This window comes from Cystobacter fuscus DSM 2262 (assembly GCF_000335475.2).
GTDB lineage: Bacteria > Myxococcota > Myxococcia > Myxococcales > Myxococcaceae > Cystobacter > Cystobacter fuscus.
Genome location: NZ_ANAH02000065.1, coordinates 59,139 through 78,519 on the forward strand (window position 1 = coordinate 59,139; position 19,381 = coordinate 78,519).

Below are 19,381 nucleotides of genomic sequence, written 5' to 3' on the forward strand. Positions count from 1 at the left end.
ACGCCGCGTCCCCCCGGGGATGATTACACGCCGGCCGTCGCCCGGCACGCCTGACGACATGCAAGGGCGGTCGTGCTCCTAAGGGGCGAATCCCGCGGAGCGCATGGACAGGTCGCAATGCTCGATCAGGAGTTCGGTCAGCACCCGGATCTTCCGTGCGGGATGCTGACCCGGCGGTCGAACCACGTACGCACCCGCCGCGGGTGGTGGATGCCGCGTCATGACGGGCACGAGGGCTCCGGAGGCCACGTGTTCGTCGGTGAGCCAGTCGGGCAGGAGCGCGATCCCGACGCCCGCTGTCGCAGCCGCGAGCAGCGCCACGCCGTTGTCGGCCTTGAAGCGTCCCTGCGGACGAACCGTGATGACCTCGTCGCCGTCCATGAACTGCCAGGTCTCGGTGCCCTGCATCAGGCACGGGTGAGCGAGCAGTTCCTGCGGGGTCTCGGGCGACCCGTGCGCCTGGACATAGGCCGGGCTCGCGACGAGCTTCCCGTGGATCGTGGCGATGCGTCGTGCGATCAGGTTGGAGTCCTGGATGTATCCCACCCGTATCGCGCAGTCGTACCCTTCGGCGATGAGATCGACGAAGCGATCGCTGTAGCTGGTCTGGATGTGAAGCTGGGGGTGGCGTCGCGCCATTTCCGCGAGCACGGGAGCGAAATGAGTCAGGCCGAAAGACAGTGGCGCGGCCACACGAAGGCGTCCGCGAAGGTCACCGGCGGGAAGGATCGTCTCCCTTGCCGCGTCGATCTCGGCGCACACCCTGGCGGCGTGGTCACGGAACGTGGCCCCGGCCTCCGTGAGCGCAGCCCCCCGGGTTGATCGGGTCAGCAGCTGGACGCCGAGTTCCCCTTCGAGACGGACGAGCCGACGGCTGACGATCGACTTGGACACGCCGAGCCGCAGTGCCGCGGGCGAGACCCCGCCGGCATCAGCCACCTCCACAAACGTTCGCAGATCTTCGACGTCCAACTCAGCGTTCCACTTTCCGCGACACAGCTCGCCACGGAATCGTACTACCGCGTCGAGCGCCAGAACGCCACATTGAGTCTCCCAGCGGCGTTGTCGCTGGCGCACCACTCAATCACCCACTTCGCCACAACGGCACAAGGATGCTCCGATGACTTTCCGCAACGGCCTCTCTTCGCTTCTTCGTCCCGAGGACTCGGTCCTCGTCTTGATCGACCACCAGCCGTTCCAGCTCGCGAACGTGAACAGCCACGATCCGCACATGGTGGTCAACCATGCAACGGCCTTGGCGAAGGCCGCCAAGGCCTATGGCGTCCCGACCATTCTGACGAGCGTGATCGCCGATCGAGGCGGCCTCCTCTTCCCGCAGATCACCGATGTCTTCCCGGGCCAGGAGGTGATCGACCGGACGTTCATCAACACCTGGGAGGACCGGAAGGTCGTGGACGCGGTCAAGGCCACGGGGCGCAAGCAGCTGATCATCGCGGGCCTGTATACGGAGATCTGTGTCGCCATGCCGGTGATCCAGGCCCTCGGCGAGGGCTGGGATGTGACGGTGATCACCGATGCGTGTGGCGCCTTTTCGGTGGAGGCGCATCAGGTGGCCATCCAACGCATGATCGCGGCCGGCGCCAACATGATGACGTGGCTGGCACTCGTGTCCGAATGGCAGCGCGATCACGCGCGGACGGCGCACGTGGCTGAATTCGTCGACCTGCTCAAGAACCATGCGGCTGGCCTCGGCATTGCGTTCCTGTGGGAGCAGCAGTTGCTCAACACGCCCGTGCCCGGCAAAGCACGATGACCTGGGCGGGGGTGTGACGGCTCATCGGGCCTCGCATCCCCGTCACCGGCAAGGCCGGCCTGTGCGGTGCGGACGGCCCTCGTTCAGCCGACGTCAGGCCTTGATGTACTTCTCGGACACGTCCGAGAAGTCACGCTTCACATACCGCTCCAGTTGCATCGTGTTCACCGCATGCAGCAGCGCCTGGAAGTGTTTCACCAGCACGGTCTCGTTCTCGATGGCCGTGAGCTTGTGATCTGCTCGGGCCGCCCCCGTCTGCGGCCCTCCTCGGCCCCTCCGCTCCACTCCACCACCTCTCCACGGGCCTTCAATCCTTCCTATGCGCACTGCCTCCAGGGTCATGGGCCCCACGCGCTTCGCCTTGCGTGACGTGGCCATCGGATTTCCTCCTCCCGGGCGGGGATGATACAGGGTCCGTGGCCCGCGACGGACGTGGGCCTCATGGGAGGGAATACAATGCACTTTCGTTGGCTGGCCATCGTGGCCGCGTCGGGACTCTGGGTGGGGTGTGGCGGCGAGGCGGACAAGGCCCTCAATGGCTACAAGAAGGCCTCTCTGTCCTCCAAGGCGGACGTGGAGCAGTGGGCGGCGACGTCCAGCGCGCCCAACGTGTACGTGGCCGCCAACCAGGTAGCGCTCCTCTTGGGCCTGACGGGCATTGGCAGCGGCACCCAGGACACCTCGTGCCCCGCCCAGAAGAAGGACGGCACCACCACGACCTTCACGGGCGGCTGCACGGACGAGAACGGCGACGAGTGGTTCGGCTCCATGGAGCGGAAGCTCGAGAAGGAGGGGTCCGAAAACGCTACCCTCACCTACAAGGACTTCGGCTTCCATCAGACCACCAGCTGCTCGGGCAAGAGCGGCAAGACGAAGATCCTCTTCGCGGGGACCGCTTCCGTCAAGGGAGCCGACACGAAGCAGGAGTTCGACCTGGACATCCGCATGGACGTCTCGGGTCTGGATGAGGACTCCTGCGTGGAGCGCACCGACTCCGGCGCCTGGTCGTACCAGGGCACCTACGAGGGCTCGTCGGAGCTGACGGGGCGGCGCACGTGGAACGGCTCGGGCCGCATCGGCACCTCGGAGCTGGGCGTGGTCGAGGTCGAGACGAAGGCGGAGGTGGTGGACCCGTCGGAGTGCGGCGACGAGGCCCTCTCGGGCACCACCACCATCAAGTCGGACGGCCACACCGCCGTCATCACGTACGATGGCGCCACGGACTGTGATGAGTCCTCCACCGTGAAGTCGTCCCTCGACGGGGGCGCCTCGGTGGAACTCGAGGGCGTGAGCTGCACGAGCGCCACCGGTCCCGCGATCTCGGCCTGGGGCCTGGGCCTGCTCGGGGCGCTGGGGCTGATGCGCCGCCGCGCCCGGCGCTGAGCCGCGAGCGATGAAGTCCTCCCCGGCGCCTGTCTCGAGCGCCGGGGAGTCTGCTCACTGGAACCTGCGGCGATTCCTATCCGGCACCGCCGTGGTGGCGGTGCTGGTCGCCACCTGCATGGCATCCGGCCCGCCCTCCGCGCAATCGGGGCATTGCGCCAGCTCGTCCCAGCACTCCATGTGCACGGCGAAGAGCTCTCCACAGTCCTCACACGAAGACTCGACGACGACATTGGCGAACAAGCCCTTTGATTCCTCTCCACAGACAACACAGGGCAGGGAGTGCCTGGGCTTGAGCGCTCGGCTGTCTGGGAAGAGGTGGGAGTCGAGCAACGCCTGCTCGACACCTTCATGGGACGGCCTGATGCTGCAGTGGAGCGTTTGAAGGTGCGCCTGAAATAGACACGCGCAGAGGAGCGGACGCGGCTCAAAGCGGCGGGTGCGCGTCCCCTGAGAGTAGAAGGTCCGCGAGGTCACTGTGACGCCGTCGAGAACCGTATTGGCCGTGGCCGCGGAACGGGAGCCGCTTCCAGCCGCGGTTGCGCCGGACGGAAGGTCGAAATCCGTAGCTGGAGGAGGTGTGTCTCCGGCAGGGCGCGTTGGTCGTCCTCGTTCATCTATGTAGCATTACGTGTCTGTACCCTCGAGGCCGCTGCTGTCCCGGGCTGAACGCATGACGAGAAAACCCTTCTCCGCCTCCCGATGACAAAGATTCGCAATGCATACCTTCCCAAACCAAAAGCACCGCACATCCGGAGAAGTACTGAAGGCGAAGACCTCTCCCGACATGTACTCCGAAAGGGCAAAATGTAGCCCTGGTCCAATCAATACCAGGAGCGGAGCTGTTGTCACCTCCAGCGGCCCCGGAAGGAAAAAATCCCGTTTTTCTTGAAAATGATGCAATGTGCGTTGCAGTGAAGGCGTTTGCCTGAAAACCTGGGACTGCCCCGAAAGTCAGCCACGAGGCCCCGCATGATTTCCGCTGCTCGTCACATCTCCCTGGTTGCTCCTGCTTCCTCGACGGATCACTCGCCCCAGAAGGACTCGGGGCTCGTGCTGGACTGCCGCCCCTTCCGGGCCCAGCTCCAGAAGCTCCTCGCCGAGCGCCGGATGCCGTCTCTCATCACGGAGACCGAGCGCTTCCTGTTCGAGGCCGAGCTGCTCTTCCATTCGTTTCCGGAGCCCCTCCGGCGAGCCGTCTGTGAGTTCAAGAGCGGACTGAGCCGCTACCCCTTCATCGTTCTCTCCGGGCTGCCCACGGATCCCGCGCTGCCGCCCACGCCCCTGAACTCGCGGCGGCCCAGCATGGAGGGCAACCTGCTGGGGGAGGTCATCTCCGCCGCCTTCACGCGAGCGCTCGGCGAGCCCTTTGGCTATCTCCAGCAGAACGAGGGGGAGATCTTCGAGCACAACTCGCCGGTGAAGGTTCACGAGCGCGCCCAGTCCGGCGAGAGCTCGCTGGAGGAGCTGTTCTATCACACGGACGCTTCCTTCCATCCGCTGCCCCCGGACTTCGTGGTGCTCTGCTGCCTGCGTCCGGATCCGGAGCGCGCGGCCGTCACCTCGTTCTCCGCCCTGGATGACATCCTGGCCCGGCTCACGCCCCGGCAGCGCGAGGTGCTCGCCCAGCCGCGCTTCATGGCCGAGGGCGTGGAGTACGACTACGACGAGGTGGACGTGCGCGGCAACCGCAACCCGCTCGTGCCCCTGCTGCGCGGAACGCAGGAGCGCCCCTTCATCTTCTACGACCAGGACGTGCACCGCCCCCTGGACCCGGAGGCCGCCGAGGCGCTGAAGGCGCTGGATGAGGTCATGGAGGCTTGCGCCCTGAGGGTGCGTCTGGACGCCGGGGACGTGGCCCTCTTCGACAACCGCCGGAGCATCCACAAGCGCTCGCCGTTCCAGTCGCACTACGATGGGACGGATCGCTGGTGCCTGCTCACCTACGTGAGCGCGAGCCGTCTGGAGGCGTGCACGGAGCGGCGCGCGCCCGGTCGACGCCGCATCATCGACATGCCCGCCAACGTCCCCTGAGCCCCCAAGTGACGGGCCCGCGCCACCGGGCGCGGGAGGCCGTCACGCGGCGTCGTCCGCGAGGACCTGGGGCTTCACGCTCTTTGCCGGACCCGTCTCGTCGTTCGCGATGGGGAACCGGAGGATGAAGGTGGTGCCCTGACCTGGCTGGCTCTGCACCTCGACGCGGCCCTGGTGGCGGGTGATGATGTTGTAGCTGATGGACAGGCCCAACCCCGTTCCCTTGCCAGGGGGCTTGGTGGTGAAGAACGGGGTGAAGAGCTTGGCGCGCACCTCTGGCGGCATCCCATGCCCCGTGTCCGAGAAGCGCACCACCACCATATTCTCCTCCTGCTGCGTGGCAACGCGGATCTCCCCCCGCTCCGTGATGGCATGGGCGGCGTTGCTCAGCAGGTTGGTGAACACCTGGCTGAGCTGGGTGGGGTAGCCACGGATGAGCGGCACCTGCCCGTAGTCGTGCCGCACCTCGCACCGGCCCTCGAACTGATGCATCATCATCTTCAACGCGGTGGCCAGCTCCTTGTTCAGGTCGACCAGCTGTGGCTGTGCGGTCTCCTCCCGGACGAAGCTCCTCAAGCTGTGGACGATGTCCTTCACGCGCTGGGCCCCCGCGCGCGAGTCCTGGAGCAGCTCGTCCACGTCTCCGAGCAGGTAGTCCAGGTTCTCCTCCTGCCGCAAGGCGCGCAGGCGCTCGAGCAGCTCGTCCGGCGGCCTCTTTCGCTCTGGACCCATGGCCTCTTCCAGCTCGGTGTAGAGCCGCAGCAGCCGCGTGAAGTACGAGACGTACTGGGTGAGCGAGGACAGGTTGCTCATGATGTAGCCCATGGGATTGTTGATCTCATGGGCGATGCCGGCCGCGACCTGTCCCAACGAGGCCATGCGCTCGGACTGATGGATCTGGAGCTGCTGGGCCTCCAGCTCCCGGGTGGCGAGCCTCAGCTTCGCGGTCCGGCTCTGCACCAGCGCCTCCAACTGGTCGCGGTGGTGGCGGAGCTCCTCCTCGCTCTGGCGCAGCAGCTCCTCGGCGCGCCGCCGTCGCTGCTCACTGCGCCACCCCAGGATGACGCTGCTGCAGGTGGAGAGGAAGGGCTGGAGGAACTCGATGACCCCCTCGTCATAACCTCCGGGGCGGTTGGCGATGCCCACCATCCCCACCATCTCTCCACCGGACTTGAAGGGCAGACCCAGAAAGGCGCGCAAGGCGGGGTGTCCCTCGGGGATGCCACCCCGGCGCGAGTCCGTCGCGGGCGTGTTGGCCACCACCGGCTCCTTCCGGGTGAGCACGACTCCGAAGAGAGAACGGAGGTTGCGGAACTCCATGCCCGTGGGCGCCATCCGGGCGTAATGCTCCCTCAGCTCGTCCGTCCAGGCGATGTTGGTGATGGCGTGGGTCCGCAGGAAGGGCGAGCCATCCTCGTTGTGGTGCACCTCGCCAATGAAGCCGTATTCACTGTCTGTCAAATCGAGCAGTACCCCGAGTAACTTGTTGAAAAGTCGACTCGTACCACTGCCCTCGATGAACTCCAGCTGCGCCTCGGTGAGGGCCTGGAGCAGGCGGTTGGAGCGTTGGAGCTGCTGCTCTGCAGGGCCGCGAGCCACAGCGGACGCGTCGGAAGGGGTGGACGGAGTAGTCTTCGCGGAGTCGGACGAAAAGCCCAAAGCAGCTCACCTCGAGTTTCCCGGATTCTACTCGCGAGGAGCGTTTCTTGCTCCCCCCTCCGAAACAATTCAGCCGGAGTGAAACACCGGTACAAAAAAGCAGACCACCGCGATGCGCGGCGCCAACCCTCTCCCTCGGCACGGCCCTCATTCCGCCTCGACGCCCTGGTACCGGGGCCACGAGGGCTGAGCAGCCACGACCTTGGTTCTGGCCAGAGGGCGCCACAGCAGTGGAAGAAGCAGGGGGCTGGCGGTGCGGCCGGAGAGCTCATCGTCACCGGAGGATCGATCGCCGCCGCGGCCGGTAGTGTTCTCCTGGTCTGCTTGACCGTCAGCGCGGCCGTGGAAGGGGCGGAGACCCCGATCGACATCGCGGATGAGTTCTACGTCACGCACTTCTCGGCTACGGGAGGGCGCTGACGCGAATGCATGATGCCTTCTACGACTACAAGACCGAGAGTCCTGATACAGAGTTCGATCGGCTTGCATCCAAGCCCATCCTCTTCGCGGCTGAACGCACTCGGCACGGTGGTGGCCTCGGACACCACCAAGGTCATGCGAAGGATGCCCTGCGGCTCATCGCGGCGACTGGGCAGATCGTCGATCGCCCCTTCGAGATCGGCGATCGTCCGGGCGCATCGGACCTGAAGGGCGCGCCCTTCGTCGGTGAGCGACACGACCCTGGTTGTTCGGTGGAACAGCCGCGTCCCGGTCTGCGCCTCCAGCCTCGCGATCGCCTTGGCGACCGCAGACCGGGTGACGCGGAGCTTGAGAGCCGCTTGGGCGAAGCTGCCCGCGTCGGCTGCGGCCAGAAATATCCGTATGACATTCAGATCGTCCATCCAACCTCTTGGGGAACATCGGGGGCCAGAGTGGGGAGCCTCATTCGTCAATCAGCAGACTACATTGAGGATTGGAGAAGTCACTCACAAAGGAGAACGGCGCATGACCCGAAAGACAGTCCTCGTGACGGGCGCAAACGGCTACATCGGAAACGCGGTCGCCAAGGCGTTCAGCCGCGCCGGGTGGAAGGTCTACGGCCTGGTCCGGCGCGCGGAGGCGGCCAACGATCTGGCTCGTCATGAGATCCACCCGGTCATCGGTACGCCGGAAGATCTGTCCTTCCTGGATCAGACCGAGGGCTCGGTGTTCGACGTGATCGTGTCGAATACCGAAGACCCCAAGAATGCGGTCGACCATCTGGCGAAGGTTCGCACGATGATGAACACGATCGTGCGCCGGAGCGAGGACGCCGGAGTCCGTCCGCTGGTCATGTTCTCCAGTGGTTGCAAAGATTACGGCATGATGGCCGAAAAGCACGGCGATGCAGCGCTTGCCCCCCACACGGAAAACAGCCCGCTCAATCCTCCTGAGGTGCTGATTGCGCGGTGCACGCTCGGCGCGACGCTGCTCGACAAGGTTCAGACGCCCTATGACGCGATCGTCCTGCGCCCGACGATCGTCTATGGATTGTCATCCAGTCTCTACGGTTCGCTGTTCGATCTGGCAGCAAAGAGTGATGGCGTCCTCAGGTTCATGGCCGATCCAAACGCCGTGATGCACTCCTGCCACGTCGATGACTGTGCCGAGGCCTATGTGATGCTCGCTGAGCATCCGAACCGCAGCGGGGTTGTGGGCCAAGCCTTCAACATCTCAAACGCGCGATATGAGACGGCGCAGCAGATCGGAGAGGCGCTGGCGCGCTCTTATGGGCTCACGCTGGAGTTTGCCGCGCCGGAAGACGGTTCGGGTTTGAATTTAAACTCCGTGCACGGCCTCGCCAATTCCTGGCAGTGGGTTGGCTCGGACAAAATCCGCGCCGTCATCGGCTGGAAGGAACGGCGAGCGACCTTCGCCGAGGCGATCGAAGAATACCGCCTCGCCTACGAGGCGATAGTTCCCGCCAAGAACCAACATGTGCGCGACGCCGCCGGAGCCCCAGGAGTGTGTCGGACTTGAGCGCTCGGCTGTCTGGGAAGAGGTGGGCGTCGAGCAACGCCTGCTCGACACCTTCATGGGACGGCCTGATGCTGCAGTGGAGCGCTTGAAGGTGTGCCTGAAATAGGCACGCTCACCCTGGCGCGGTGTGACCGCGGAGGACAACGTCCTGCATGCGCTGGATGACATCGGCCCCGACACGGATGTCACAAGGGGCCCGTCCGCCGCGACTTCATCTATGAGTGCGATGGAGACGCTCCCGGCGGGGAGGGGCCGCCGGGAGCCGCCGGGGCTCAGCCGAGGATGAGCCGCTCGATGAGCGCCTTCTGCACGTGCATGCGGTTCTCCGCCTCGTCCCACACCGCCGACTGGGGACCGTCGAGCACCCCCGCGGAGATCTCCTCGCCGCGGTGCGCTGGCAGGCAGGCCGCACGATGGCGCCCGGCTTCGCCTGGGCCAGCAGGGCCTCGTCGAGCTGGTAGCCATTCAAATCCTTCATGCGCCGAGCGGACTCGGCCTCCTGGCCCATGCTCGTCCACACGTCCGTCACCAGCACGTCCGCGCCCTGGACGGCCTCGGAGGGGTCCGCCGTGACGTGCACGCGCCCCCCGGCCTCGGCCAGCAGCGACGCCGCCGGACGGTAGCCCTCGGGACAGCCCAGCCGCAGGTGGAAGTCGAAAAAGCGCGTGGCCTCCACGAACGAGCGGCCCATGTTGCTCGCGCAGTCACCCAGGAACGCCACCGTCTTGCCCTTCACTCCGCCCAGCCGCTCCTCCACCGTGAACAGGTCCGCCAGCACCTGCACCGGATGGCCTCCCTCGGACAGGCCGTTGATGACGGGCACCGCCGACGCCTTGGCGAACGCCTGGAGCCGGTCGTCCCCGAAGGTGCGGAACATGATGCAGTCCGCGTAGCCGGAGATGACGCGCGCGGTGTCCTCGATCGTCTCGCCGCGGGCGATCTGGCTGCTCGCCGAGGTGATCGTCGTCACCGTGCCGCCGAGCTGGTACATGGCCGCCTCGAAGGACAGGTGGGTGCGCGTCGAGGCCTTCTCGAACACCGCCACCAGGTGGCGGCCGGCCAGCGTCGTCACCACCTCCTTGCGCTTGCGACTCGCCTTGAGGGCATGCGCCCGGTCGAAGAGGGACCGGTAGTCGGCCTCGGTGAGGTCCGCCAGGGAGAGGAAGTCTTGCTTCACAGTGCAGCCTCCTGCAGCGAGTCGAAGAGGGTGGCGAGCCGGGGGATGGCCGTGGCCATCTCCCGCGCGCGCGCCGCGTGGGACTTGAGTTCCACCAGTTGTTTCTCCACCGACGCGGGGCCGGTGCCCCCCGCGTTGGCCTTGCGCTCCACCGCGCGCCGCGGATCCGCGCTCTTGAGCACCTCGGCGTCGAAGCGCGCATCCACCGACTGGGCCAGCTCCAGCGTCACCTGCGCCAGCGGCAGCCCCTTCTCCTGGCACGCGCGCACCAGCGCGCCCGTGGACTTGTAGGCCGTGCGGAAGGGAATGCCCTTCATCGCCAGCGCCTCGGCCACGTCCGTGGCCTGCATGTAGTCCGACTCCACCGCGGCCAGGCACTTCTCCTTGTCGAAGTACACCTTGCCCAGCGCCAGGTGGAGCATGGACAGCACGCTGGTGAGCAGCGGCCCCGTCTCCAGCAACACCTGCCGGTCCTCCTGCAGGTCGCGGCTGTAGCCCACCGGCAGGCCCTTCACGAGCACCGCCAGGTTGGTCAGGTTGCCCACCGCGCGTCCCGCCTTGCCACGGATGAGCTCGAAGACGTCCGGGTTGCGCTTCTGCGGCATCATGCTCGAGCCGCAGGCGATCTCCCCGTCCAGCTTCACGAAGCCGAACTCGGGCGAGGCGAAGTCGTAGAAGTCCGTGGCCACGCGGCTGGCGTGCAGCAGCGAGCGCATCGCCGCGTACGCGAAGTCCATGGCGAAGTCGCGGTCGCCCACCGTGTCCAGGCCGTTCATCGTCACGCGGGGAAAGCGCAACAGCTCGCGCGTCACCTCGCGATCGATGGGCAGGGACGTGCCGCCGATGGCGCCCACGCCCAGGGGCATCGGCGCCACGCTCTGCAGCACGAAGCCGAGCGCGTCCACGTCCCGGACGAACATGGCCGCGTAGCCACACAGCTGGTAGGCCAGGGAGATGGGCTGCGCGCGCTGGCGGTGCGTATAGGAGGGGAGGATGACGCCGCGCTCGGCCTCGGCCCGGGCCACGAGGCCCTCGATGAGCGTGGCCAGCACGCCGAGCGTCTCGGCCACCTTCTCGCGCACGTGCAGCCGCAGGTCGACCGCCACCTGATCATTGCGCGAGCGCCCGGTGTGCAGCAGGCCCGCGCGCTCACCCAGCACGCGGGTGATCTCCACCTCCACGGCCATGTGCACGTCTTCCTCGTCGGCCAGCCGCAGCGTGCCCGCCTGGGAGGCCTTCCAGATGGCCACGAGCTGCTCGCGGATGGCGCGCGCGTCCTCGGAGGGAATGAGGCGGGTGCGCGAGAGCATGGTGAGGTGGGCGAGGCTGCCCACCACATCCTCGCGCAGCAGGGCCTTGTCGAGCGACAGCGAGCTGGTGAAGGCCAACACTTCCGGGTGGAGGCCGGTTCCGCCCGTCGCGGCCGTCTTGGCAATCGTCATGGGGTGTCTTCCTTTCCAAAGAAGGCTTTCAACTTCCGGTTCAACGTGCGCGTGGAGCGGCCCCGCGCCGGGGCGACGAAGATGGTGTCATCTCCGGCGAGCGTCCCCAGGCACTCGAGCAGCCGCGCGTGATCGATGGCCGAGGCCACCAGGGGCGCGGAGCCGGGACGGGTGCGGACGACGACGAGCATCTCGTTGTCCTCCACCGAGAGGATCATCTCCCCCAGCTCCATCAATCGGGACTCGCCCCCGCGCGGGGGGGCCGCCTCCAGGCCGTACACCGTGCCGCCCTCGGGCAGGGACACGCGCATGGCGCCCAGCTGCGCCAGGTCCCTCGAGAGCGTGGCCTGGGTGACGTCGAAGCCCTCGCGCGAGAGCAGCTGTCCCAGCTCCTCCTGGGTACCCACCTGGTGCGTGCGCACGATGCGGCGGATGGCGTCCTGGCGCGCGGCCTTGTCTCCATTGTTCCGAAGCGGACTCACGTTGTAGGGCCTCCGGGGTCCTGGCTCAACGGGTGACAAGCGTGCCCACGCCCTTGTCGGTGAAGAGTTCGGCGATGAGGCTGTGGGGCACGCGCCCGTCGATGACGTGCACCCGCTCCACGCCCCCGCCAATGGCCTTGATGGCCATGATCGCGCGCGTCTGCATGCTGCCGCTGAAGGCGCCGGCGTCCAGGTGGGTCTGGAGTTGCGCGGCCGTCAGCTCGCTGAAGAGCTCCTTGTCCTTGAGGATGCCCGGTGCGTCGTGCAGGTAGACGAGCTTGTGCGCCTTGAGGGCCGTGGCCACCTCGGCGGCCACCACGTCCGAGCCCAGGTCATAGGTGAGGCCGTCCTCGCCCAGGCCCACCGGGGAGATGACGGGCACATAGCCCTGGCCGAGCATCATCTCCAGGAACTCGGGGTTGACGCGCGTCACCTCGCCCACGTGCTCGCGCGAGCGCCCGTCCTCGCTGGACATGCGCCGGGCGCGGATCATCGCCCCGTCCTTGCCGGACAGGCCCACGGCCCGGTCCCCCATGTTGTTGAGGATGGTGACGAGGTCGGAGTTGACCGAGCCCGACAGCACCATCTCCACCACCTTGAGGCCCGAGTCGTCCGAGACGAGCACGCCCTCCTGGCGCAGGCCCAGCTTGTCCAACGTGCGGGTGAGCTCCGGCCCGCCCCCGTGGACGATGATGGGTTGCAGGCCCGCGGAGCGCAAAAGCTCGATGTCGCGGCAGAAGGCCTGCTTGAGCGACTCCTTCACCATGGCCGCGCCGCCGTAGCGGATGACGCAGCGCTTGCCGCGGAAGCGCGAGATGTACGAGAGCGACTCGACGAGCAGCGTCGTCTTGAAGGCGGGGCTGTAGTTGGCCAGCCGGTCATCCTTGCCCACGCCGCCGTCCGGCTTGGACACGATGAGCGAGGTGTAGTCCGCGTTGATCTTCACGTAGTCGTACGAGAGATCGCACCCCCACGCCACGGCGGACGCCTCGCCATCGGTGAGGTGCACCTCCACGCGCACCTCGGGCTCGCGCATGCGGGCCTTGAGCACCGTGGCGTCGTAGGGCTGGGGCGTGCCCTCGTAGACGCAGACGCCCTGGATGCTGACCCGGGCGGGGTAGGGGTCCACGGCGTAGCCCTGGGTGCCAGCGCGCGCGCCCACGGTGGCCAGCACCCGGCCCCAGTTGGGATCGGCCCCGAAGACGGCCGCCTTCACCAGGGTGGAGCCCGCCACGGCGCGCGCCAGATCCTGGGCGATCGCCGGGGTGGGCACGCCCGTCACCTCCACCTCCAGCAGCTTGGTGGCGCCCTCGCCGTCCGCGGCGATCTCCCGCGCCATCTCCTGGCACAGCTCCGTCAGGGTGCTGGTGAAGGCGTCCCACTCCGGCCCGGTGCCGGTGAGGGGAGGGTTGCCCGCCCGGCCGTTGGCCAGCGCGTACACGGTGTCGTTGGGGCTCATGTCCCCGTCCACCGTCAGGCTGTTGAAGGAGCAGGACACGGCCTGGCGCAGGGCGGTGGCGAGCGGCTCCGGGGCGATGGCGCAATCGGTGACGATGACGGCGATGACCGTGGCGAGCGACGGGTGCATCATCCCCGAGCCCTTGAAGATGGCGGACACCGTCACGTCCCGGTCGAAGAGCCGCACCGAGCGCCACACCTGCTTGGGGCGCGTGTCGGTGGTCATGATGGCCTCGGCGGCGGCATCCGACTCGGGGCGCAGGCCCTCCTTGAGCGGGGCGAGCACCGCGCGCACCTTGGGCACGGGCAGCGGATGGCCGATGACGCCCGTGGAGGCGCAGAGCACGGCGGAGGGGGAGACGGAGAGGAGCTGGCCGAGCTCCTCGCGCAGGGTGCGCACGGCCTCGAGCCCCGCGGCGCCAGTGAGGGCGTTGGCGTTGCCCGAGTTGACGAGCACGGCCTGGACGTCCGCGGCGGGCAGGCGGGGCTCGGCGTCCTGCACGGGCGCGGAGCGGGCCTTGTTGGCGGTGAAGCAGCCCGCGGCGGCACAGGGCGTGTCGCTGTAGACGAGCGCCACGTCCTTGCGCTGGGGTTTGAGGCCGGCGTGCTGACCGGAGAAGAAGAATCCCGGAGGGACCCTCACGGAGTGAAGCCCCGGAGGGTGGACAGGCCGAGCGTCTCCTCCCAGCCCTTCATGAGGTTGAGGTTCTGCACGGCCTGGCCCGCGGCGCCCTTGACCAGGTTGTCGATCGCCGCCGTCACCACCACGCGGCCCGGATCATGCCCCGTGGCGTCCACGGCGAGCCCCACCGTGCAGCGGTTGGTGCCCACCACGGCCTTGAGCCCCACCGCGTCCGGCGAGGACTCCACCGAGAGGAAGGGGCAGTCCGCGTAGCTCTTCTCCAGGGCGGCGCGGGCCTCGGCGGCGGTGGCGCCCTGGGCCAGGCGCGCGTAGGCGGTGACGAGGATGCCGCGCTTGAGTGGCAACAGGTGCGCGGTGAAGGTGAGCGGCACGGCACGCCCGGCCACCCCCGCGAGCGTCTGGGCGATCTCCGGCGTGTGCTGGTGGCGCAGCACGCGGTAGGCGCGGAAGTCCTCGTCCACCTCGCTGAAGCTCATGTCCTCGTTGCCCTTGCGGCCCGCGCCCGTAGTGCCCGAGGCGGCGTCGAAGATGATGGAGCCCTCGTCGAGCAGCCCCGCGCGCAACAGCGGCGCCACGGACAGCGCGCACGCGGTGGCGTAACAGCCCGGGTTGGACACCAGCCGCGCCCGGGCGATGCGCTCGCGCGAGACGAGCTCCGGCAGGCCATACACCGCCTCCGCCAGCAGCGCGGGCGAGCCGTGGGTGAAGTTGTAGAAGGACGGGTAGGCCGCCGTGTCCTGGAGGCGGAAGGCGCCCGAGAGATCGATCACCCGCACGCCCGCCTCGAGCAGCCCCGGCACGAGCTCCAGCGAGGACTCGGCGGGCGTGGCCAGCAGCACCACCTCGCACTCGCGCGCCAGCTCGGCGCTCTGGTCCAGCGGCGCATAGCGCAGCTGCCCCACGGGGCCCATGATTCCCAGCCGGCGGCCCACCGACTCGCCCTTCCAGCGGTCGCTGGTCACCAGCCGCAGCTCCACCTGCCCGTGGGCCGCCAGGATGTGGGTCGCCTCGACGCCGGAGTAGCCGGACGCGCCAATGATGCCGATCGCCGCCTTATGCATGAGCGTGCATGGATATTCGCAATGCTGCATACACGCAAGGGGCAAATACGTGGCGGACGCGGCGGCGGGCCCCCGTGCCCCGGAGGGCGGAGCCTCAGGGCAGGGGCAGGGTGGTGGAGAAGGCGCCAGCCGCGTTCGACGTCGTCTCGCCGAGCAGCAGGGCGGAGTTCTCTCCCTCCACGGCCACCAGGCGGTAGAAGCGCAGGGCGGCGTTGGGCACGTCGGGCTGCTGCCCGCTCCCCTCGCCGAGGCGGACATAGCCGGTGACGCGGCGGCCCTTGGGCAGCGTGACGGAGACTTCCTGGGGCGTGGCGGGCGGGGGCGACACCCAGGGGTGCACCGTGACGATGCGGCTGAAGCGGGGCAGGTTCTCCAGGGAGGTGAAGTCGAAGCGGTAGACGCCGGGATCCAGCCAGAGCTCGAAGTGGCCCGCCTCGTCCGTGCGGCGGAGCGCCTCGACGCGACTGGAGGCGGGCCGGGGCGTGCCCGCCACTTCCTTGAGCAGTGTGGCCTCCACCAGGACGCCCGCGGCGGGCAGCGAGCCGACGGGCCCCAGCACGGTGCCCTCCACCTTGCGCCGCTGCTGGCAGACCACGTCCCCGAGCTTCGAGACGCTCACGCGCGGCACCACGATGCTCGTCTCCGTGGAGCCGGCGGGGGAGTTCGCTCGCGGCAGGATGGTCAGCAGGAGCTCGCGGTTGCTGCCCAACGGGGAGCTGGGCAGCGTGAGGAGCTCGAAGGTGCCATCCCCCTGGGACTCCACCTGCGGGCTGCGGTACTGCCCGCCGCCCAGCACCGAGCCCGACACGAAGAGCGTGGCCCCGGCCACCGGCTTGCCCTGCGGGTCCACCACCCGTCCCTGGAGCCGCACCGGCTCCCCATAGTCGGGCAGCAGGATGGGCTCGAGCAGCGCCCGGCTCGGATCGAGGTGGACGAGCATCTGGGGCACCAGGTCGTTCGTGGAGGTGACCCGCAGGGTGAGCGAGTCGCGCTCGAAGTCCGTCCGGCGCAACACCAGGGAGAACAGCCCGGTGGGGCCATTCACCTCCGCCCGCTGGGTCAGCGGATTCTTCCGCTCATCGAGCGCCTGCACTTCCAGCGGCACGTCCGCGGGCATGAGCTCTTTGTCGTAGCGCAACACCCTGGCGGTCAGCCGGACGAGCTGGGAGGGATCGGGCAGGAGGAAGTCGAGCATGGCGCTGCTGCCCGGCTGCACGTCGCTGCTGCTGGACAGGGGAGGAAGCTCTTTGTTGGCGGTGAGCAGCTCCACCGCGTAGCGCCCCGAGGCCACCGACAGCGAGTAGATGCCCTCGGCGTTGGGATCCAACGTGCTGGCCTCCTGCCTGCGCTGCACTCCGGGGATGAGCAGGCTCTCGCCCGAGATGCGCAGGGTGATGGGGGCGGAGTAGGCCGTGCTGGAGGTCGGCCCCTGCACGCGCACCCGCGCCCGGAGCGTGGAGGGGCCGCTGAGCAACAGCGTCTGCTGGTCGCGCAGCTCGTCCACCCTCAGATCCTGGGCGAACAGGCCCTCCTTGGGGTTGGGGACGACCTCCACCACGAGGTTCCTGCCCGGATCGCCGCACCCGTCGACGAAGCACACCTGGTCGTCCGCGCAGTCGCCGTCATCGCGGCAGCCCAGGACCCAATCCCCAAAGGACTGGCCACAGCCCAGCAGCAGCACCCCCGCGAGCAGTACCCTCGCCAACAGTCCCATGCCCGAGCGGTTCATGGGCAATTTCCCCGCTCGGTCCGCACGAACCACACATAGGACGTGGCGTAGCCGGGATTGGTCAGCGTCTCGCCGTTGGGCAGCTGGACGATGTCCGCCTGGGGCACCCGCCCCTGGAGGGCCCGGTCGGAGACGACCACCTCGACGACATGGTCACCCGGGGTGTTCAGCCGGCTGAACTCGGCCGAGTTGAAGATGGGCTTGATGGTGGGGCGCTCTTCACGTCTCGGATCGTTGCCCTTGGGCAGCAGGGTCACTTCCCGGTCCGCGCCACGCGGTTGGTTGGGATCGTAGTCCACGTACCAGTACGCCGTGAGCGTGTCGCCCACGTTGGGATCCTCCACGATGATGGAGAACTCCAGCGCGCAGAGGGGGACGGAGCCGAAGCCTCGGAGGATGCGGTAGGGGGGTTGCACCAGGTTCTCCACGATCCGGGGGGGGTCGTTGCGTGGGAAGGGCAGCCCGTCCAGGTAGTACTCGTCCTGGGGTAGGACACAGCCGCCCAGGACCCAGACCGCGGTCCCCAAACCCCACCCCTTTTGGAGGCAGAGTCCTAGCAATTGGCTGGCCAGCCGACTCGGGGGGGATTTCGTCGTCGCCATGCGCATTTACCCGGGGGTCACGGGAACGGGGGGGGAACGAACCGTGACAACCCTGTCATGAATTACAACAATTCCTCGTCGCCGTCCGTGGCGGGAGGCAGGGGCTCGCCGCTCTTGTCCGCTTCCAGCTTCTCGAAGTGGCGGAAGATGGTGCGCGGGTCCACGCCCAGATCCTTGGCCGTCTTGGTCTTGTTGCGGTTGTTCCGCTCGTAGACCTCCTGGATGTACTGCTTCTGCCAGCGCTCGCGCGCCTCGGCCAGGGGCAGCACCGGCTCCAGGTTCTCCGGCTTGAGGTCCAGGTCATCCGGCCCGAGCAGCGGCTTGTCCGAGAGCACCACGGCCTTCTTGATGCGGTTCTCCAGCTCGCGGATGTTGCCTGGCCAGCCGTACTTCTTCATGGCCACCGTGGCCGAGGGGGAGAAACCCTTGGCCCGGGCGCCGAACTCCTTGGTGTACTTCTGCAGGAAGTACTTGCCGAGCACGAACAGATCCTCGCCGCGCTCGCGCAAGGGGGGCAGCTTGAGCGTCACCACGTTGAGCCGGTAGTAGAGGTCCTCGCGGAAGGTGCCCTTGCGCACCTCTTCCTCCAGCACCCGGTTGGTGGCCGTCACCACGCGGATGTCCACGGGCTCGCCGCGGTGGTCGCCCACCTTGTAGACGACCTTCTCCTGCAGGGCGCGCAAGAGCTTCACCTGGAGTTGCAGCGGCATCTCGCCGATTTCGTCGAGGAAGAGCGTGCCGCCGATGGCCGCCTGGAAGCGGCCCATCTTGGTGTTCACCGCGCCGGTGAAGGCGCCGCGCACGTGGCCGAACAGCTCGCTCTCCAGGAGGTTCTCGGGAATGGCGCCGCAGTTGATGGTGACGAAGGGCCCCTTGGCGCGGGGCGAGTGGCGGTGCAGCTCGCGCGCGATGAGCTCCTTGCCCGTGCCCGTCTCGCCGGTGATGAGCACGGAGATGTCCGTGGGGGCGATCTTGTCGATGCGCTTGTACACGTCGAGCATGCCCTGGCAGGCGCCGACGATCTCCCCGTAGCGCGTGTCATCCAGGCGCTTGCGCAGCTCGGTGTTGTCCAGCTTCAGCTCGTTCACCAGGAGCGCGTTGTGGATGAGCAAGAGCGCCTGGGCCGCGAAGATGGTGAGCATGTCCAGGCTCTTGGGCTCGAAGCGGTTGACCAGCCGATCGTTGCCCACGTAGAGCACGCCGAAGAGCTCGTCGTCGCGCACCAGCGGCACGCACATGACGGAGAGCATCTGCAGGTTCACCACGGACTTGCTCACCTTGAACTCGGGATCCTCCAGCGCGTCGCTGAGGATGAGCGGCTGGCGCGTGCGCACCACCTTCTCGATGATGGAGTCGGACACGCGCTCCACCGCGTCCTCCAGGTTCTCGCGCGAGAGGTTGCGCGCCACCTTCACGCGCAGCTCGCCATTCTCCCGGAGGATGAGGAAGCCCTTGTCCGCCCGCGTCACCTCGATGGCCTCGTCCAGGAGGCTCTCCAGCAGCGTGTCCCGGCTGGCACCGCCGCCGAGCACCCGGGCGCTGAAGGCGGTGAGGCGGCGCAAGAGCAGCAGCTCGCGCCCCACCACGCCGGGCACCTCGCGGGTGGTGGAGTCGGGATCCGCCGTCGGCTCGGCCTGGTGGGTGAGGGACAGCGGGGGCGAGGCCGGGGCGGCGGGGCCGGGCGCGGCCTCCTCGCGGGTGAACACCAGCTCGGTGGCGCCCACGCGGATGACGTCGGAGGTGGCGAGCACGGCGCTGTCGCGCTTCTTGCCGTTGACCTGGAAGGTGGCGCCCAGGCTGCCCAGCTGGTAGCGCGCGCCATCGAAGAGCACGTGCAGGGCGCTGTCCGGCACGGACGGATCCTCCAGCGCCACGTCGTTGTCGGCCGAGCGGCCGATGCTGGTGATGCGCTTGTGCAGCAGGACCGTGCGGACCTTGCCCTGGGGAGAGCGGATGGTGAGGCTGGCCATGAGCGGAC

At 67.9% G+C, this 19,381-nt stretch carries 17 protein-coding genes; 4 read left to right on the forward strand and 13 right to left on the reverse strand.

Annotation, left to right across the window (positions count from 1 at the left end):
* Positions 1–78: 78 nt before the first annotated feature.
* Positions 79–972, reverse strand: a complete 894-nt coding sequence (locus D187_RS40080) for a LysR family transcriptional regulator (protein ID WP_002626040.1) — start codon at positions 970–972, stop codon at positions 79–81.
* 148 nt (positions 973–1,120) lie between these two features.
* On the opposite strand from D187_RS40080, the gene D187_RS40085 reads away from it, so the two are divergent.
* Entirely contained in the window at positions 1,121–1,774 is a 654-nt protein-coding gene (locus D187_RS40085; protein WP_002626041.1) for an isochorismatase family protein, read from the forward strand.
* Positions 1,775–1,867: 93 nt separating this feature from the next.
* On the opposite strand, the gene D187_RS40090 is transcribed toward D187_RS40085, so the two are convergent.
* Positions 1,868–2,152 carry a hypothetical protein gene (locus tag D187_RS40090; RefSeq protein ID WP_002626042.1) on the reverse strand — a complete coding sequence of 95 codons (285 nt, stop codon included), beginning with the start codon at positions 2,150–2,152 and terminating at the stop codon, positions 1,868–1,870.
* A gap of 78 nt (positions 2,153–2,230) precedes the next feature.
* Between D187_RS40090 and D187_RS40095 the strand changes: the two genes are divergently transcribed.
* On the forward strand, positions 2,231–3,157 hold the full coding sequence (locus D187_RS40095) for a hypothetical protein (RefSeq protein WP_002626043.1): 927 nt from the start codon (positions 2,231–2,233) through the stop codon (positions 3,155–3,157).
* A 54-nt stretch (positions 3,158–3,211) separates the two neighbouring features.
* Here the strand turns inward: D187_RS40095 and D187_RS40100 are convergent, their stop codons facing one another.
* Complete coding sequence (locus D187_RS40100; protein WP_002626044.1) at positions 3,212–3,400, reverse strand: hypothetical protein; 189 nt, start codon at positions 3,398–3,400, stop codon at positions 3,212–3,214.
* A 729-nt stretch (positions 3,401–4,129) separates the two neighbouring features.
* On the opposite strand from D187_RS40100, the gene D187_RS51105 reads away from it, so the two are divergent.
* Positions 4,130–5,191, forward strand: a complete 1,062-nt coding sequence (locus D187_RS51105) for a TauD/TfdA family dioxygenase (protein WP_002626046.1) — start codon at positions 4,130–4,132, stop codon at positions 5,189–5,191.
* 42 nt (positions 5,192–5,233) lie between these two features.
* Here the strand turns inward: D187_RS51105 and D187_RS51110 are convergent, their stop codons facing one another.
* The gene (locus D187_RS51110; RefSeq protein WP_002626047.1) at positions 5,234–6,790 is read right to left on the reverse strand and encodes an ATP-binding protein; all 1,557 of its coding nucleotides are present in this window, start codon (positions 6,788–6,790) and stop codon (positions 5,234–5,236) included.
* A 443-nt stretch (positions 6,791–7,233) separates the two neighbouring features.
* The gene (locus D187_RS57285; RefSeq protein ID WP_051256760.1) at positions 7,234–7,692 is read right to left on the reverse strand and encodes a LysR family transcriptional regulator; all 459 of its coding nucleotides are present in this window, start codon (positions 7,690–7,692) and stop codon (positions 7,234–7,236) included.
* Between the two features lie 103 nt (positions 7,693–7,795).
* On the opposite strand from D187_RS57285, the gene D187_RS40120 reads away from it, so the two are divergent.
* Complete coding sequence (locus D187_RS40120) at positions 7,796–8,809, forward strand: NAD-dependent epimerase/dehydratase family protein (RefSeq protein ID WP_002626048.1); 1,014 nt, start codon at positions 7,796–7,798, stop codon at positions 8,807–8,809.
* A 211-nt stretch (positions 8,810–9,020) separates the two neighbouring features.
* Here D187_RS40120 and D187_RS40125 read toward each other — a convergent pair whose 3' ends face one another.
* From D187_RS40125 to D187_RS40160, 8 genes are all read right to left on the reverse strand, one after another.
* Complete coding sequence (locus D187_RS40125; RefSeq protein WP_020918597.1) at positions 9,021–9,986, reverse strand: ornithine carbamoyltransferase; 966 nt, start codon at positions 9,984–9,986, stop codon at positions 9,021–9,023.
* Positions 9,983–11,428: an argininosuccinate lyase gene (argH, locus tag D187_RS40130; RefSeq protein ID WP_002626058.1), complete on the reverse strand. Its 1,446-nt coding sequence runs from the start codon at positions 11,426–11,428 to the stop codon at positions 9,983–9,985. Before argH ends, D187_RS40125 begins: the two co-directional genes overlap by 4 nt.
* Complete coding sequence (argR, locus tag D187_RS40135; protein ID WP_002626059.1) at positions 11,425–11,910, reverse strand: arginine repressor; 486 nt, start codon at positions 11,908–11,910, stop codon at positions 11,425–11,427. Before argR ends, argH begins: the two co-directional genes overlap by 4 nt.
* Positions 11,911–11,935: 25 nt before the next feature.
* A complete protein-coding gene (argJ, locus tag D187_RS40140; RefSeq protein WP_002626060.1) occupies positions 11,936–14,011 on the reverse strand; it encodes a bifunctional glutamate N-acetyltransferase/amino-acid acetyltransferase ArgJ in 2,076 nt (691 codons plus the stop codon).
* The gene (gene argC, locus D187_RS40145; protein ID WP_002626061.1) at positions 14,008–15,072 is read right to left on the reverse strand and encodes an N-acetyl-gamma-glutamyl-phosphate reductase; all 1,065 of its coding nucleotides are present in this window, start codon (positions 15,070–15,072) and stop codon (positions 14,008–14,010) included. Before argC ends, argJ begins: the two co-directional genes overlap by 4 nt.
* A 94-nt stretch (positions 15,073–15,166) precedes the next feature.
* A complete protein-coding gene (locus D187_RS40150; RefSeq protein WP_002626062.1) occupies positions 15,167–16,801 on the reverse strand; it encodes a peptidase associated/transthyretin-like domain-containing protein in 1,635 nt (544 codons plus the stop codon).
* A complete protein-coding gene (locus D187_RS40155) occupies positions 16,798–17,328 on the reverse strand; it encodes a hypothetical protein (RefSeq protein ID WP_043434060.1) in 531 nt (176 codons plus the stop codon). Before D187_RS40155 ends, D187_RS40150 begins: the two co-directional genes overlap by 4 nt.
* 137 nt (positions 17,329–17,465) lie before the next feature.
* Positions 17,466–19,373 carry a sigma 54-interacting transcriptional regulator gene (locus tag D187_RS40160; RefSeq protein ID WP_002626064.1) on the reverse strand — a complete coding sequence of 636 codons (1,908 nt, stop codon included), beginning with the start codon at positions 19,371–19,373 and terminating at the stop codon, positions 17,466–17,468.
* Positions 19,374–19,381: the final 8 nt, after the last annotated feature.

Coding starts and splice junctions, on each gene's coding strand:
- D187_RS40120 (WP_002626048.1), top strand. CDS start 7,796: ATGACCCGAAAGACAGTCCTCGTGACGGGCGCAAACGGCTACATCGGA.
- D187_RS40085 (WP_002626041.1), top strand. CDS start 1,121: ATGACTTTCCGCAACGGCCTCTCTTCGCTTCTTCGTCCCGAGGACTCG.
- argC (WP_002626061.1), bottom strand. CDS start 15,072: ATGCATAAGGCGGCGATCGGCATCATTGGCGCGTCCGGCTACTCCGGC.
- D187_RS40095 (WP_002626043.1), top strand. CDS start 2,231: ATGCACTTTCGTTGGCTGGCCATCGTGGCCGCGTCGGGACTCTGGGTG.
- D187_RS57285 (WP_051256760.1), bottom strand. CDS start 7,692: ATGGACGATCTGAATGTCATACGGATATTTCTGGCCGCAGCCGACGCG.
- D187_RS40090 (WP_002626042.1), bottom strand. CDS start 2,152: ATGGCCACGTCACGCAAGGCGAAGCGCGTGGGGCCCATGACCCTGGAG.
- argH (WP_002626058.1), bottom strand. CDS start 11,428: ATGACGATTGCCAAGACGGCCGCGACGGGCGGAACCGGCCTCCACCCG.
- D187_RS51105 (WP_002626046.1), top strand. CDS start 4,130: ATGATTTCCGCTGCTCGTCACATCTCCCTGGTTGCTCCTGCTTCCTCG.
- D187_RS40160 (WP_002626064.1), bottom strand. CDS start 19,373: ATGGCCAGCCTCACCATCCGCTCTCCCCAGGGCAAGGTCCGCACGGTC.
- D187_RS40150 (WP_002626062.1), bottom strand. CDS start 16,801: ATGAACCGCTCGGGCATGGGACTGTTGGCGAGGGTACTGCTCGCGGGG.